The following is a 14,185-nucleotide window of genomic DNA, read 5'->3' on the forward strand; positions in this document are numbered from 1 at the left end:
AGCGATGAATTTGAAAGCGATCCTTGCTAGAAAACGGGTGCTTATACCATTAAGCATCTGTTTTTTTATTATGATGATGTTGATCGGTACGTTTATTTTGAATTTAGGATATGCCATGTTGGATACGATTCAAACGTTTCCTGAATTTAGCCAACCGTTAGTCATTCACCTTTCGTATTTTACGGAGTTTCAGATAAAAAAATTTCCATTAGCCTATGGCATATTAGCTTTTATAAGTTTACTAGGTATCGCTCAGATGGTTTATAAATTGCAAAGTAATTTTAAAGCGATTGGAACCGATGAAAAGGGCTCCCAGCGTTTTGCCACACGAAAGGAAATTCAAAAACAATACAAGATTATTCCAGATAGGAAGCACGCTTATAAAGGAAAAGGTGGTCCAGTATTAGCCAGAAAAGGTCGGAAAGCCTACATTGATCCTTCTCCAGTGAGCAATTTAATTATCGGTACGACAAGAAGTGGGAAGGGACAAACGTATGTGATCCCTACAATTGATGCTTATTCCCGGGCGGAAATGCAGCCTTCACTCGTGATCAATGATCCTAAAGGGGAGCTCTTTGCATCAAGTCGGGAGACACTTGTGAGACGTGGATATGAAGTTGAAGTTCTTAATTTAATGAACCCAATGCAAAGCATGAGTTTCAATTTACTTGAACTTGTCAAACAGGCTTATTTAGATGGGGACTATTCCACTGCTCAAACGCTTTGTGAAACCATTACCCACATGCTTTACCATAACCCTCAAGCTAAGGAGCCCATGTGGGATGACTCAGCAAAGTCCCTTGTCAATGCAATGATTCTTGCCATAACTGAAAAGTGTATTACCGAAGGAACAAAGGAAAAAATCACGATGTATACTGTTGCCAATATGTTATCTGAGTTGGGAACTAAAAATGAGATGGATGAAAATGGTCAAGAATACAATGCACTAGATCAGTTTTTTCAACAGTTGCCGCAATCACACATTGCTAAAGAACAGTATGCCACTAGTAACTTTTCCAAAGGAAATACGAGATCAAGTATCTTTACTACAGCAATGAATGGTCTTACTAAATTTACGATGAGTGAAACAGCTAAAATGACAGCTAGAAATTCATTAGACTTGAAAAAAGTAGGTTTTGGTCAATTTATTAAAGGGAGGGGAAGTGCTTTCTCAAAAGTGTATGTTACCTTTCCTGATGGCACAACGGAAACCAATCAATCGGGCGAAGGGGGCACTTGGAATATTAACTTTTCGTCACAATTAGCTACTGGAGACATTATCACGATTGTTCAAGATGAAGTGCCTTTGTCTGAGAAACAAAAAAGAAACCAGTCCAATGAGCAAAAGGTCAACTATGAAAAAAGAGAAAAGAAGAAATTATCAATTCAGATAAATGAAATCGATGAACAAAAGGGGGGAGTCACCTTCTCCTATACCTCGAATTGCAAAAACGACTTTACAGTGGAACGGATTTGTTACTTTACGAAGCCAATTGCCCTATTCATGGTTACGCCAGATTATGATACCTCGACCCATGCCATCCCATCAATTTTTGTAAGTCAGTTGTATTATATCCTTTCTAAAAACGCAGCTATTGCTAAAGGACAGAAATGTATGCGTGAAGTTGTTTTTCTATTAGATGAATTTGGCAATATGCCGGCTATTGCTGACATGGATAATAAAATCACTGTTTGTTTAGGAAGAAACATTCGCTTTCACCTTGTGATCCAATCATATGCTCAATTAAAAGATTTATATGGAGAAGATGGCCAGGCAACAATCCGGGGGAACTGTGGAAATGAAATCTATATATTAAGTGCTGATTACGACTCTGCATCCTCCTTTTCTTCCAAGTTAGGTAAAAGGACACTAAACACACAAACGCGATCAGGCACTACCTTTTCCTTAGATAAATCTAGAACAGAGAGTACGGAAGGAAGAGATCTACTAACTGCCAATGAGCTACAGGAATTGGAGGAAGGAGATACTGTTGTTCGTCGCGTGTTAATGAGACGAGACAAAAAGGGGAGAAAGATACGCGCATTTCCAATTTACAACACCGGGAAGCATAGCATGAAATATGCTCATACGTATTTGAGTGTTGACTTTAACACAGAGCGATCCATTACTGAGGAGGAAATTGATACACCTCATCGCTACATTAACCCTAAAGATTTGGTTATCGATTTTTATGGTGTTTCTCATCGAGAAAAGGAAAAGGAAGAGAAGGTAAGTCAAAAAACTGCAAGGTTAGAAGTAACGGACATTAATAGAGATCAATGGATCCAAAAGAATGTAGGCCAATTTTTTGATAAGAGCACGCTCCATATGATAGTAAAGCATATTGCGCCTCTACTAGAACACAGTGAACAAGAGATGAAAGAGGAGCCTATGGAGGCATTTCAATTCCATTTACAACTCTTAGGTGAAGGTCACGAAATTAGTCGTCAAGTATTTAGCCATATTCAAAAGCAGATTGATAAGTTGAAAACTGAGACGGAAAAGGAGGAAGAAAAGAATTATGTGTAATTCAGTCCGGTAAGGAGGAGAAAAAACATGTCAGATGAAGAGCTCCTAGAAAAACTGCTTCAGTTTTCTGATGTCTTGACCACCAATAATATATTTATATCAGGTTTACGAATTATGGGATGGGGCATTCTATTATTCTTGAAAATGATCGTTGATGGTTTAGAAGGCATGGTAAACAATGTATTAACGCTGACCGATTTTTTTATGAGTGAACCAGTACAAGATTTTCTGGATACGATCCAGCCTGGACTTTACATCTTGTTAGCTTTTTCACTGGCGATGATTGGTTTTCGATTAATTTTTAATAAAGAAAAAAACCGGGCAGATATACCAATGAATATATTCATTTCTATCATGACGATCACTCTTTTAGCTTTTGGAATGGGACAAGTTAATGAATTTACCCGTGATGCTGTAGATGTTGCGCAGGTTAATACTGACTCTTTTACTACTTCTGATCGGGTAATGATGGACTACATTACAGATATCGCAGTCTATGATGAAACAGACTGGGAAAATCCAGATATAGAAAAACAGCATTATGTTAGTTCAGATAATATCGATAAGATATCTGTAAATGAAACCCTTACACGAGAATTTGAGAAGGCAAACGGTGATCAGTTATCTGAGCAAGGAAAAAGAATCATAATGAATAAAGTGGGTTTAGAATCGAATGGAGAAGAAGGGTTAGTCGAGTTAGGCAAAAGTGGGTTATTTGATTTTCTACCAGAAAATTATTATCGATGGCATGTCGATTGGCTAACTGCTATGGTTACGCTTGGTGTAATGGCTTTTACCATGGTCTTGATTTCTATTAAGGTGGCCAAACTATGTTTTGAACTTGGATTCAATCATGTAGTGGCTCTTATTATGGCCTACGCTGATATTTCAACTGGGCAACGGCTGAAAGCCATCATTAAGAACATCGGTAGTATTTTTGCTTCAATTATTATGATTTTCCTCAGTTTACGAGTGTATATGTATTACACCGTATTTATAGGCGAAAATTTAGAGGGGATAGGATATTTGATCGCTCTCATTGCAGGAAGTTTAGCCGTTATCGATGGACCGAACATTGTCCAGAAACTATTCGGTATTGATGCAGGATTAAAAAATGCCTGGCATGTAGCGATGGGAGGGTACCTTGCTACTAAAACGCTTGGCCCAGTTACGAAAAAAACAGTTGGCGCTATTGCGAGTGGAGGAACAAGTGCCGTGATGAATTCAAGTGCTGGTGCTGCAGGTGCCTTGGCTGGAATAGCTGGAGGGCAAGGCAAAGGAAAGTCCAATGGATCACAACAAAACAAGCAAACACCTAGTCCTACGAAAAGCACGTCCACTCAGGGAAATAAACTTAAAGATAGGCAAGAGCCAAGCCCTATGCAGTCTTTAAGCAGATACAATCAGCAATCAAATCCTTCCTCTTCTGTTAATGGAGGACAACAGCGAACAAGGCAACAACCTATTGAAAATCGCACGGTTGGACAATATTTGAAAGATAATGTGGAGAAGCGAATGAAACAGAATGAAAAGATTATAGGAGCAAAACGCACCTATGATTTATCACGAAATACAACTGAAAAATGGAAAAATAAATTCAAGAAGCGTGAATAAAGGATAGACTTTATTCACGCTTTTCTAATGGAGGAATGATTGTTTTGCAATATAAAATCCCTTTAGAAATCGGAAGTGAGCTTAAGCTCAACCGTCTTTTTTACCTTAAGGACTTACTGGTGGTATTAATTCTTGGAGGACTTGGTTTTACCTTCCGTTATGTGGTACATCCTTCCCTAGTATGGTACTACACGTTCTTTTGGATCATTTTGACACTGTCCTGTTTGATAAGACCTAAAACTAATCCAGGGTTGCGCATGGGTAAAGCCCTGTTTTTGGCTGTAATTCGGAACCGGGTTACTTACTGCTCAATGGATACTCAGGCAAATGAGAAAGGAGAATCTTAAGTGGCTTTAGAAGAAAATCGTCCAGTAATATTTCATGAAGAAAGGCTAGAGCAACCAGCCCTTTTTGATGAAAATATCACTTTGAAAAAACATAAACGGAAGAAGAGGCGTAAGACAAAACGGGCAAGAGTTAAAGCTTCCGTTGCTGACATTCTTTCAATTTGCGATATGACTTCAGATGGGGCGTTTGCACTGCAAGAAAATAAGGGCTATATGGACATCATGCAGCTCCAAAGTAAAGACATTTACTCCCCTTCTACTCATGAGACGGAATACGACATCATGATGATGGCTAAATTCTTTCAGTCTTTTTCATATGACATTAAAATCGTTTCAATGAATTTCCCAGTTGATATACAGAAACAATTGCGTGCAATCGACCATAAAATCGAGAAGAACTCAGCTCCTTTATATGAAAGATTCTTATTGAAAAAACGTCAGGAACTTCAATTTTTAGAAACGCACCGGACGAATAGAGAGTTTTATTTATTTATCTACGCGGCTAGCCTCAAGCAACTATCGGAATATCGGAATAACTGTAGACGTTACTTAGGAAGAGTTGCTCCATTGATTGAATTAACGGAAGAGAAAAAACTTGATTTGATTTATAAGCTCTATAATCAGAATTCCAAACTATAAAGGAAGGTGAGCGACAATTGTTCAAATTTGCGAGCAAGAGTAGCGAACAGCTTAAAACGAAGTCAATCGGTTACAACCCTTACCTCCTTGCGCATATACAACCTCAAGGTGGGATGAGCTTTCAAGAGTCATTTATAAGAAAAGGAGATGGATATGAAGCGTGCGTTCATGTCTATTCTTTTCCAAAAAGCGTCTCGGACTTTTGGTTAGAACCGATTTTTAATATGGAACATGTGATCACGACGATGGATGTTATATCGGATGATCGGTTAAAGGTACGTGATGGTTTAAACAAAGGAATGGCAGAGCAGAGTTCCAGAATCATGAACGAAAGGGATAACGCCGGGATCATTGAAGCCCAAAACAACTATGACGACTTAAAGGAGCTATACAATCAGGTCTCAGAGGAAGGGGAAGTCGTGAAACGCATCCATCTGAGGCATTATGTAAGTGCCCCAACAAAAGCAGAATTAGAAGATAAAGTGAAAGTGGTTTTATCGACTTTACAAGATGAAAACTTTAGAGGTTCCATTTTTTTAAATGAGCAAGAATATGAATGGAAAGCTTTACTTTCCAATTACAGTGATCAGTCTCACTACCTAAACAAGCGTGATGGCCAACCGATTCCAACAATCGGATTAGCAGGAGGATTTCCATTTCATTTCACAAGTTTAAATGATCCTTATGGCACGTTTTACGGCACGACCATGACGGGCGGAAACGTCCTTTTTGATTTGTTTCACAGGGACCATCAACGAAAAAGTTTTAATGGGGTTATGGTCGGCGCAATGGGTGCTGGGAAATCGACCTTTCTAAAGAAAATCATGCTGGACAATGCAATCAAAGGATATAAAGTACGAACGTTCGACGTTACGGGGGAATTTGCAGAATTAACGGAGGCGCTGGGAGGTAAGCAAATTGCGTTAGATGGATCTGATGGAGTCATTAATCCATTGCAAGTCTATCGGACAGCTGAGGACGAGTATACGTCATTTACGCAGCACTTGTCTAAGTTGACGACCTTTTATAAGTTTTTAGCTCCAGAAGCTAAGGATAGTGAATTGAAAGAGTACGAGAATCTCTTAAGAAAACTTTATGGAAAGATTGGTCTTTGGAAAGAAGAGGAAGAGTCAAACATTACAAAGCAGTCTGTTCAGGACTATCCTATTTTCTCGGACTTCCTTGCGTTTGTAGAAGATCAACTCTATGAAAATACTAGCGAAGGAAAGCAAAGGGAGAATGTCAGTTTGGAACGAAGAAGACGGCTAGAAAACATTGAGTTGAACATTCGAAATGTCGTTGAAACATATGCTCATCTCTTCAATGGGGTCTCCACGATGGAACACTTCGATTCACAACAAGTCGTCACATTCACCTTACGTGGCTTGTCTCAAATGAGAGCTGAAGTCTTTCAAGCTCAGTTATTTAATGTGCTGAACTTGTTATGGGATTCGATGTTAACAAATGGCGCTCCTCAATTTGAAGCTTATGATCGAGGGGAGCTAGCATTTGAAGACGCGATACGTTATTTGATTTTGATGGATGAAGCCCACCACATCATTAATACGAAAAAGAAAAGCGAAAGTGCGCTTGATTTTCTTACGAAATTCAGCAGAGAAGCACGGAAGTATTTTGGTGGATTACTCTACGCAAGTCATACGATCCGAGACTTTGTGCCAGAGGGTTCGGATCAGAGCATGGTAGAAGAGATTAAGAAGTTGTTTGAGCTAACGCAATACAAAATCATTATGCAACAGGATAGTAATAATCTTGAGATGATGCAACAGATTTTCACTGGGCAGTTAAGTCAGAGTGAGTTACAGGACATTCCGTATCTCCAAACAGGTGAGACGATGCTAAGTATCAGGGCGGTTGAAAATATTCGTTTTAAAGTGGAGGTATCGGATGAAGAATTAGCTTTGTTTGGTGGAGGTGCTTAACAATGCCATGGTCACTATTATTACATCTTGTACCTAGAAAAGTATGGCTATGGCTGATAGGAATCGCCATGGCTCTTTTTATTTTACAAATGGTTCTGTTTGCTTCAGCGATTACCACGTTAATCGGGTTTCAAAAAAATCATTCCAATGACCAGGTGCAGTCAGTCGATATGGTAAATGGAACGGCACAAGTGTCAGCAGCTGTAGAGCAATATCGACCACTGTTTGAAGAATATGCGGCTAAATATGGCGTTTCCGACTATGTGGAGCTTTTGATGGCAAAGACAATGCAAGAATCAGGTGGATTGCTTAATGATGTCATGCAATCGAGCGAGTCACTCGGCTTGCCTCCCAACAGTATTGAGGATCCTGAACGGAGCATTAATGTTGGCGTTCGCTATTTTTCAAACATGTTAGAAAAAGCTGAAGGAGATGTGAAGCTCACCCTTCAAGCCTACAACTTTGGTGGAGGATTTATTGATTATGCCAATGCTCATAACAGTGGTGAATACAGCAAGGAAATAGCCATTGAATTTTCAAGAATGAAGTACCAGGAGTTGAAACATACCGGGCTGTATTCTTGTATTCGTCCTGAATCAGCAGCTACCGGTGCTTGTTACGGAGATATTGGGTATGTAGAAGCCGTCTTAAGCTATCTGAAAGGTGGCGTGGTCGAGGGAGAAATTGAACCAACAGGCGATTGGGTGATGCCCATCTCAGGGTCATTCATCCAAACTTCTGACTATGGTATGCGCATTGATCCGTTTGATGGAACTAGGACCATGCATCGTGGAATGGACTTTGCTTGTACGAACGCCGTGACGCCGATCAGAGCTGTTGATAACGGCCAAGTTGTCAGTGTTAGAAAGGGCAATACAGGCTACGGAAATAGCGTGATTATCAAGCATGAGAGTGGCTTATATAGTCACTATGTTCATCTCTATTCATTGCATGTAGCAGAAGGGGAAGTCGTTCAACAAAAGGAAGCTGTCGGAAAGTGTGGGACCACTGGAAACTCAACTGGTCCTCATTTGCATTTTGAAGTATTGACGAAAAATCAGTACCGTTCGGATATCGATCCAGCCCCTTATCTTGGCTTATAAAGGACGTTGATAGGATGAATAAAAAAATCATTTTTGTGTTATTTCTAGTCGTTCTAATGGTCATCACCTCGTTTAACATCTATGACTTCCAGGTGTCTTTGAATGAAGACTTCCAGGCAGAAATTCAACAATTACAGCATGAAAACAAGACTATTTCAGAAGAAAATAACAAGCTAAAACAACTTCTTATACAAAAAGAACCAGTAGAGGTTCAATCACAGTATAATCCTTTGTTAAAACAAATATCGACTTTTGTAAAAGTAGCTTTTGTTCAAAGCAAAGAGACGTATCCAGAACGAAAAAAGCAAGCTGAAAAGATTATGAGTGATGAACTGCGGAATATATTCTTCCCAACAGATACCTACAAGGGGGATACCAGAACAGGTGTTAATGATGTCCAAGTATTCATCGAAGCAAGTAATTTCACAAATGATCATGCGACGGTGTTAGTGAGGTTGAAACACACTCTTTATTCCTTGGAAAATGAACAAAAACAAGTTTCCCCAGTGTTTATAGAATTACATGCCCAACGTCAAAATGACCAATGGATCGTGACGGATTTTACTGAAATATAAAGAGGTGGAGATGGATGAAAAGGCAAGCAGATTCGATTACAGAAAACACTTCTACCAAGTATCTTATCGCCTTGAGTGCGAGTGTTATGTTACTTCTATTCTTTTTGTTTTCAGGGCTTGTATTCGGAAACAACGATCATGCAAAAGTACAACAGACCCCTTTGAAAGAGTCGTTAACCATTAGTGGATATGGAGAGTTGATTGTTGAAGATTGGATCTATAATCCGGCTAAGAATTTTATGATCGTGACATTGAACCTTGAGAATTCACCTACCATAAATGATAAAAACTTGCTCTTTGTAGCACAAGGAAAAGAGTATCCAAAACGAGATCTTCCAACTTCCGTTGAGTATCAAAATGGAAACCAATATGTCGTTAGCATCCAGAAGGTGAGTCCTTCATTTGAAGTCATGGCTTTAGATATCAACAAAGGTGATAACACCAATGGATCACTCATACAAGGAGAACCATCTCCTCCTAAAGGAGGTGAGAAGAGCAACGAGTTAGCTCGCATCTATACAGACGAACGCAAAGTGAAAGTAGACACCCAATTGAGAGTTCAAACGGAAAAGGAATATGAAGTTGCTTCACTATCACAAAAGATCAACCAAGCGAAAAAAACAATTAAAGAAAAGGAGGAACTGATTCAAACGATCGAAGAGCGATTAAAAGAGATTGATCAAAAAGTGGTTGAATTAGAGTCAGAACAATTCTATGAAACGGAGGAAGAGAAGGAACAAACCAATGCGCAAATCAATCAATTGGAAAATGAGAAAGATCAGTTAAATCGAGAAGCTTCGGACGGTGAACTAGCCATACAAACGACAAGAGAAAAGCTCACGATGTTAAAAGAAAAACGAAATATGGTTGAGGGTTAATGTCCCTGATATGTGCTTCATTTATGAACACGTTAGCGACACATCGCCTGTGTTATGGCCACACAGTTCATTTGAAAGCAAACGTATGGTGCTATTTTAGCAACACATTGAAGACACATCTGGCGGTTTTCTTGTTCCCATCGTTTTGCCCGGCTCTGCCGGGATTCCCACACCAAGTGGGAACAAAAACCCCTTATGCTCTTTTCTATCTAAGCATTGGTTTACAGACTATATCAATTGGAGGGTGTTCAATGGAAATTCGGATTCGGTATATGGACCCTAGAATGGTTCAAAGAATTGATGAACTTGCCAAGGAAAAAGGAATGAGTAGGCAAGAGTTTTTACACACACAATTACATCAATTAGCCGTCTTTCGTGAAGAGAACGAACGAGAAAAACGGTTAAACCAATTGGTTGATCGAAACATTCAAACGATGACACATTGTTACACAGCGATACGAGATATGTATGACATTTTACATTTTGAAGAATCAGGTGAAAAAACATGAGTGAAACGGTCCCACCTGGTGTGGTTTTAAAAACAAAATTTGTGACTGCGAATCAAAAGGGATTCCAGGATTACGTTCAGTATGTGGATCGGGAAGAAGCCAAAGGAAAAGGAGAAATCCACCTGTCTGTTTTCAATTTATATAACGATTATATGGATGACCCAGACAAAACCTCAGCTCTGTTCACCCAACAATCAGATCATCTATCAAAGGAAGGAAAAAGTGGTATTAAATCATTATTTAGACAAGCCCAAGAAAATAATAGCCTCATGTGGCAGGATGTTATTACGTTTGATAATGAGTGGCTTCGACAACAAGGCGTATACGATGACCAATCACATACTCTTGATGAGAATCGGTTGAAGCAAGTTACCAGGAAATCGATGCAGACCATGTTGAAAAAAGAAAGACTACAAGAAAGCGCAATCTGGTCCGCAGCCATCCATTATAACACCGATAACATTCATATCCATGTTGCAACGGTAGAACCAAATCCCACGCGTGAGCGAGGCAAACGCAAGCCGAAAACGTTAGATGCGATGAAGAGTGAAGTGGTCAACGGATTGCTCGATCGAGATCAAGAGCGGAATCAAATAAATTTTCTAATTCGAGATCATATGGTTCATTCCAAAAAAGAAATGAGCAGCTTGAAATGGAAAAATCGTGAATTTAAACCGTTATTCTTGGAAATCTATCATCAGTTACCCAATGATAAGAGACAGTGGCAATATGGCTATCAAACACTCAATCCGATTCGTGGGAAAATGGATGATCTTACCACCAGTTATTTAAACAAATTTCATAAAGAAGATATGAAGCATTTGCATCAGAAACTTGATCAAGAAGTCGAGGTGTTAAAGCGTGCTTATGGAGATGGGGAGAAAGACAAAAAGAGATATCAGCATTATAAACAGAACAAGCTTGACGATCTCTATAAAAGGATGGGGAATGCTTTTCTTCAAGAAATGAAACTTTATGACCGGCAACCGAATTCAAAGCAAGAATCACACTCTACTTCTGCCTCTCATCCTTCCATTCGCTCTATGCATCCTGGTTTTCAATTACAAAGGTCGTTGAGAAGAATTCAACGCTCAATGGATCAGACCTATGACCAATTTATCAACGATCTGGATCATCAGAAATTGGAACGTGAAATTGAACGAGAAAGGTAGGTTGGAAATGATGCGGAAACGCCAAAATCTTACACTACATGAAGAAACGATTGATTTAATAAACGAATATCAGGAGCAACATCATATTCGATACCCCGGTGAAGCGTTGGACCGTATGATTGCGGAATGGGAAGAACAACAGGCGAAGGATCATTCGCTAGAATATGTGATGAGTTTGATGACGAATCGTTTTCAAGAGGTCTTTTCTGGAGAGATGAAACGGTTACACTTAGCAGCAAACAGCACTAACAAAAATACGCAAGTGCTTCTCGAATTGATGAATGGATTTGCGATGGATCAAAACTTGGAAAGCTGTGTCACCACACAGCTTTTTGAAAGCCAGGCAATGAAAGATGCTAGGGAAGCTGTTGAAGAGCGGATCAGTCATCAACGGCAAAAAAGAATTAGTGCCGAATAGGAAAGGGACTATCAACTTATCTTATTTTGTTTTTCATTGCCTTCAACTATTGAGAGGAGTTGGATTCATGTTGTTGTCTAATCAAAACTATGAGATGGGTGTATTTAAAGGTTTTGGTGATCGAAATGAACTCGTCATTGAAGTAGGATCTCAGGAATATGTGCTTGTGTTAAACAAAGATGAGATAGCTGATGTTGTCTACCACTTAATGCATCATGAGAACTTACTTATTCCTTTTAATAAAAACACGCAGCAGTTGGTGTTAAATTTTGATCAGCACTATGATGAAGAAGAAATGGAAGAGCTCATGAATATCAGTGAGGGAGCTGATGATCATGACGAAGAGTAAACGATCTTATCAACAAAAGTCACCTGAACAAGTCAAAGAGGAAATTGAAAAACTCACGTCTGGAATGGAAGAACGTATATCAAATCATTTTCATTCACCGGAGCAGTTAAAAGAGTACTTGGACTTCATGGGAAAGTTTTATCGCTATTCTCCTCGAAATACAGCACTCATTGAATCTCAATTCCAAGGAGCTGAAGCTGTTGGTTCATATGCATTTTGGAAGGAAAAAGGCTTTCCAGTGAATAAAGGAGAAAAAAGCATTAAAATACTTGTGCCCAATCGATTAGGAGAGCAATTTCAGAATAAAGAGGGGGAATGGATCCCTCTTAAAAAAGCAACCAAACAAGAGAAACAACTAGTGAAAGACGGCCAACTCGATAAACGAGATGGTCGTCTTGTTTTTTCTACAGGAAGCATATTTGATATTTCTCAAACGAGCGCAACGCAAAAGGATTTACCTCAAATATTTCCGAACAAGTGGATCGATGGAGAAGTTGATAACTACCGTCAGTTAAGGAAGGGAATGGAGGCGATTGCAGAAAAGAATAAGATTCGTATTGTAGAGCCTTATGAAGAGCTTGGGGCAGCCAAAGGAGTTAGTTATACAGAAAGAGGAGAGGTAGCTCTTAATCCTCGGAATTCGGAACGTCAGGATGCGAAGACTTTACTCCATGAGCTTACACACGCCAAACTCCATACAAAGGACAGTTTCAACGCCTACACAACACCTGAGAAAGAATTCCAGGCGGAAATGACAGCTTATACTGTTGCTTCTTATTTCAATATTGATACCAGTGACTACTCGTTAGGTTATCTGCATAACTGGACAAAAGGGCATGAATTTAAAGACCATGAAAGTTTGCTACAAGAAGTTCAGTTAACAGCTAAAGAATTTATTACGACAATTGAAGAATCAATGGACCAAGAAAAGGAAGGAGATAATACTATGAGTTTTAGTGAATCAAAACATAAAATGGAAGAGTGTAAACAAGAAAGAGAGGGAGCACCTACAGAAAAGCTTTCGGAAATGTACCGGAGCCAATTGAGCAGGCCTTTTAATAAGGAAGAAAAATTTGAAAAGCATTATTCTCATCAAGATTTCAAAGATGCTTATAAAAGAGAGGTCACGAACTATTTTGAACCAATGGTCGGAAAAGGATTAGATAAAGAAGAAAATAATGATTGTCAAGAACGCTTAAGAAAGATACGTGCTTTTCAAAATACTCTTAGTAAAGTTGAGGTGTATCAACTTAAAAAGGACTCTCTTCAAGAATTGAAAGAGCTTCCATTAACAGATCGTGGAGAGCAACGACTATTTCAAATTGAAAGAAAGTTGGAGCGAGAGTTCAATAAAGATATGGAAAAAGAAAGTGCCACGGCTGAAAAGAAGAATGGTAAGGAGAGTAAGGGAGGTTCATCATATGGAAAAGAAAGGGTAGAGGATGAGAGGTAGGTAAGGAATTATTTCCTATATTTTTTATAACTAAATTTAGAAAGGAGGAAATGCTGGTTGAATTAAACATGTAGCGCGGAGCAAGTTGAGGCTGCTAGTAAAGATTATTTTGTAGATTTTCTAGATCGCAAAGTATATAGACCTTGAAAAGAGGGGAGATATATATCAATTTCGCATCTGGGATGTAGTTTAAGTGGAAGCAGCAAATAAAGATGGGTGGAGCAGATCGGGAAGTTATAAGGTACGGGGGGATATTATTTGACCATAATGAAAGGCTGGAAGAGTATTGGAAAAAAGGGTGTCAAAAGAGACTATTTATAAATAATGTATTAGTCCAAAAGCAATAAGGCTTTTGGGAATGTATTTAACAAATTGGTTTGTTTTGTTATATTTAATCTAACAATTAACTAGGAAAGGGGGACTATTTTGTCAATTTCAAAAGTAGCAAATAAAGTGTCCCCTATTCTGGATAAAGGTGTTATTAAGGAATTTAAAGCAGTACTATTGAATCAATTATATAAAAATTATTTTCTGTTTGTATTTGGTATAAATCAGGACTTAGAATAAGCGGCTTGTTAAATTGAAGGTGTCTGATGTTAGAGATGCTGTATATCTAGAAGTAACAGAACAATGAACAAAAAACACGTAAGATTAAAAT

General features: G+C 38.8%; 13 protein-coding genes. All 13 read left to right on the top strand.

Annotated features, from left to right (window positions below):
• Nucleotides 1–10 precede the first annotated feature (10 nt).
• The 13 genes from AC0VYJ_RS01640 (at nt 11) to AC0VYJ_RS01700 (ending at nt 13,527) form a co-directional block, all read left to right on the top strand.
• Nucleotides 11–2,530 carry a VirD4-like conjugal transfer protein, CD1115 family gene (locus AC0VYJ_RS01640; protein WP_475366348.1) on the top strand — a complete coding sequence of 840 codons (2,520 nt, stop codon included), beginning with the start codon at nt 11–13 and terminating at the stop codon, nt 2,528–2,530.
• A 27-nt stretch (nt 2,531–2,557) separates the two neighbouring features.
• Nucleotides 2,558–4,144, top strand: a complete 1,587-nt coding sequence (locus AC0VYJ_RS01645) for a pLS20_p028 family conjugation system transmembrane protein (RefSeq protein ID WP_475366349.1) — start codon at nt 2,558–2,560, stop codon at nt 4,142–4,144.
• A gap of 35 nt (nt 4,145–4,179) precedes the next feature.
• A complete protein-coding gene (locus AC0VYJ_RS01650) occupies nt 4,180–4,491 on the top strand; it encodes a DUF5592 family protein (protein ID WP_242057247.1) in 312 nt (103 codons plus the stop codon).
• Entirely contained in the window at nt 4,492–5,130 is a 639-nt protein-coding gene (locus tag AC0VYJ_RS01655; protein WP_475366350.1) for a hypothetical protein, read from the top strand.
• 17 nt (nt 5,131–5,147) lie between these two features.
• The gene (locus AC0VYJ_RS01660; RefSeq protein ID WP_475366351.1) at nt 5,148–7,070 is read left to right on the top strand and encodes a VirB4 family type IV secretion system protein; all 1,923 of its coding nucleotides are present in this window, start codon (nt 5,148–5,150) and stop codon (nt 7,068–7,070) included.
• A gap of 2 nt (nt 7,071–7,072) precedes the next feature.
• Complete coding sequence (locus AC0VYJ_RS01665) at nt 7,073–8,173, top strand: lysozyme family protein (RefSeq protein ID WP_475366352.1); 1,101 nt, start codon at nt 7,073–7,075, stop codon at nt 8,171–8,173.
• 14 nt (nt 8,174–8,187) lie between these two features.
• On the top strand, nt 8,188–8,748 hold the full coding sequence (locus tag AC0VYJ_RS01670; protein WP_475366353.1) for a hypothetical protein: 561 nt from the start codon (nt 8,188–8,190) through the stop codon (nt 8,746–8,748).
• Nucleotides 8,749–8,762: 14 nt separating this feature from the next.
• Nucleotides 8,763–9,626 (top strand): hypothetical protein, encoded by an 864-nt coding sequence (locus AC0VYJ_RS01675; RefSeq protein WP_475366354.1) that lies wholly within the window; start codon nt 8,763–8,765, stop codon nt 9,624–9,626.
• A 251-nt stretch (nt 9,627–9,877) separates the two neighbouring features.
• Entirely contained in the window at nt 9,878–10,135 is a 258-nt protein-coding gene (locus tag AC0VYJ_RS01680; protein ID WP_475366355.1) for a hypothetical protein, read from the top strand.
• On the top strand, nt 10,132–11,307 hold the full coding sequence (gene mobP2, locus AC0VYJ_RS01685) for a MobP2 family relaxase (protein ID WP_475366356.1): 1,176 nt from the start codon (nt 10,132–10,134) through the stop codon (nt 11,305–11,307). The genes AC0VYJ_RS01680 and mobP2 overlap by 4 nt, the downstream gene beginning before the upstream one ends.
• 10 nt (nt 11,308–11,317) lie before the next feature.
• Nucleotides 11,318–11,725 carry a hypothetical protein gene (locus AC0VYJ_RS01690; protein ID WP_475366357.1) on the top strand — a complete coding sequence of 136 codons (408 nt, stop codon included), beginning with the start codon at nt 11,318–11,320 and terminating at the stop codon, nt 11,723–11,725.
• Nucleotides 11,726–11,792: 67 nt separating this feature from the next.
• Nucleotides 11,793–12,074, top strand: a complete 282-nt coding sequence (locus tag AC0VYJ_RS01695) for a hypothetical protein (protein ID WP_475366358.1) — start codon at nt 11,793–11,795, stop codon at nt 12,072–12,074.
• A complete protein-coding gene (locus tag AC0VYJ_RS01700; RefSeq protein ID WP_475366359.1) occupies nt 12,061–13,527 on the top strand; it encodes an ImmA/IrrE family metallo-endopeptidase in 1,467 nt (488 codons plus the stop codon). Before AC0VYJ_RS01695 ends, AC0VYJ_RS01700 begins: the two co-directional genes overlap by 14 nt.
• Nucleotides 13,528–14,185 lie beyond the last annotated feature (658 nt).

This window comes from Anaerobacillus sp. 63XJN7_5_ISO-PGPR-S23-430 (genome assembly GCF_056173695.1).

Bases quoted from the DNA above. Each gene is read 5' to 3' on its own strand.
- AC0VYJ_RS01690 (WP_475366357.1), top strand. From the start codon at position 11,318: ATGCGGAAACGCCAAAATCTTACACTACATGAAGAAACGATTGATTTA.
- AC0VYJ_RS01700 (WP_475366359.1), top strand. From the start codon at position 12,061: ATGACGAAGAGTAAACGATCTTATCAACAAAAGTCACCTGAACAAGTC.
- AC0VYJ_RS01680 (WP_475366355.1), top strand. From the start codon at position 9,878: ATGGAAATTCGGATTCGGTATATGGACCCTAGAATGGTTCAAAGAATT.
- mobP2 (WP_475366356.1), top strand. From the start codon at position 10,132: ATGAGTGAAACGGTCCCACCTGGTGTGGTTTTAAAAACAAAATTTGTG.
- AC0VYJ_RS01665 (WP_475366352.1), top strand. From the start codon at position 7,073: ATGCCATGGTCACTATTATTACATCTTGTACCTAGAAAAGTATGGCTA.
- AC0VYJ_RS01645 (WP_475366349.1), top strand. From the start codon at position 2,558: ATGTCAGATGAAGAGCTCCTAGAAAAACTGCTTCAGTTTTCTGATGTC.
- AC0VYJ_RS01650 (WP_242057247.1), top strand. From the start codon at position 4,180: ATGATTGTTTTGCAATATAAAATCCCTTTAGAAATCGGAAGTGAGCTT.
- AC0VYJ_RS01670 (WP_475366353.1), top strand. From the start codon at position 8,188: ATGAATAAAAAAATCATTTTTGTGTTATTTCTAGTCGTTCTAATGGTC.
- AC0VYJ_RS01695 (WP_475366358.1), top strand. From the start codon at position 11,793: ATGTTGTTGTCTAATCAAAACTATGAGATGGGTGTATTTAAAGGTTTT.
- AC0VYJ_RS01675 (WP_475366354.1), top strand. From the start codon at position 8,763: ATGAAAAGGCAAGCAGATTCGATTACAGAAAACACTTCTACCAAGTAT.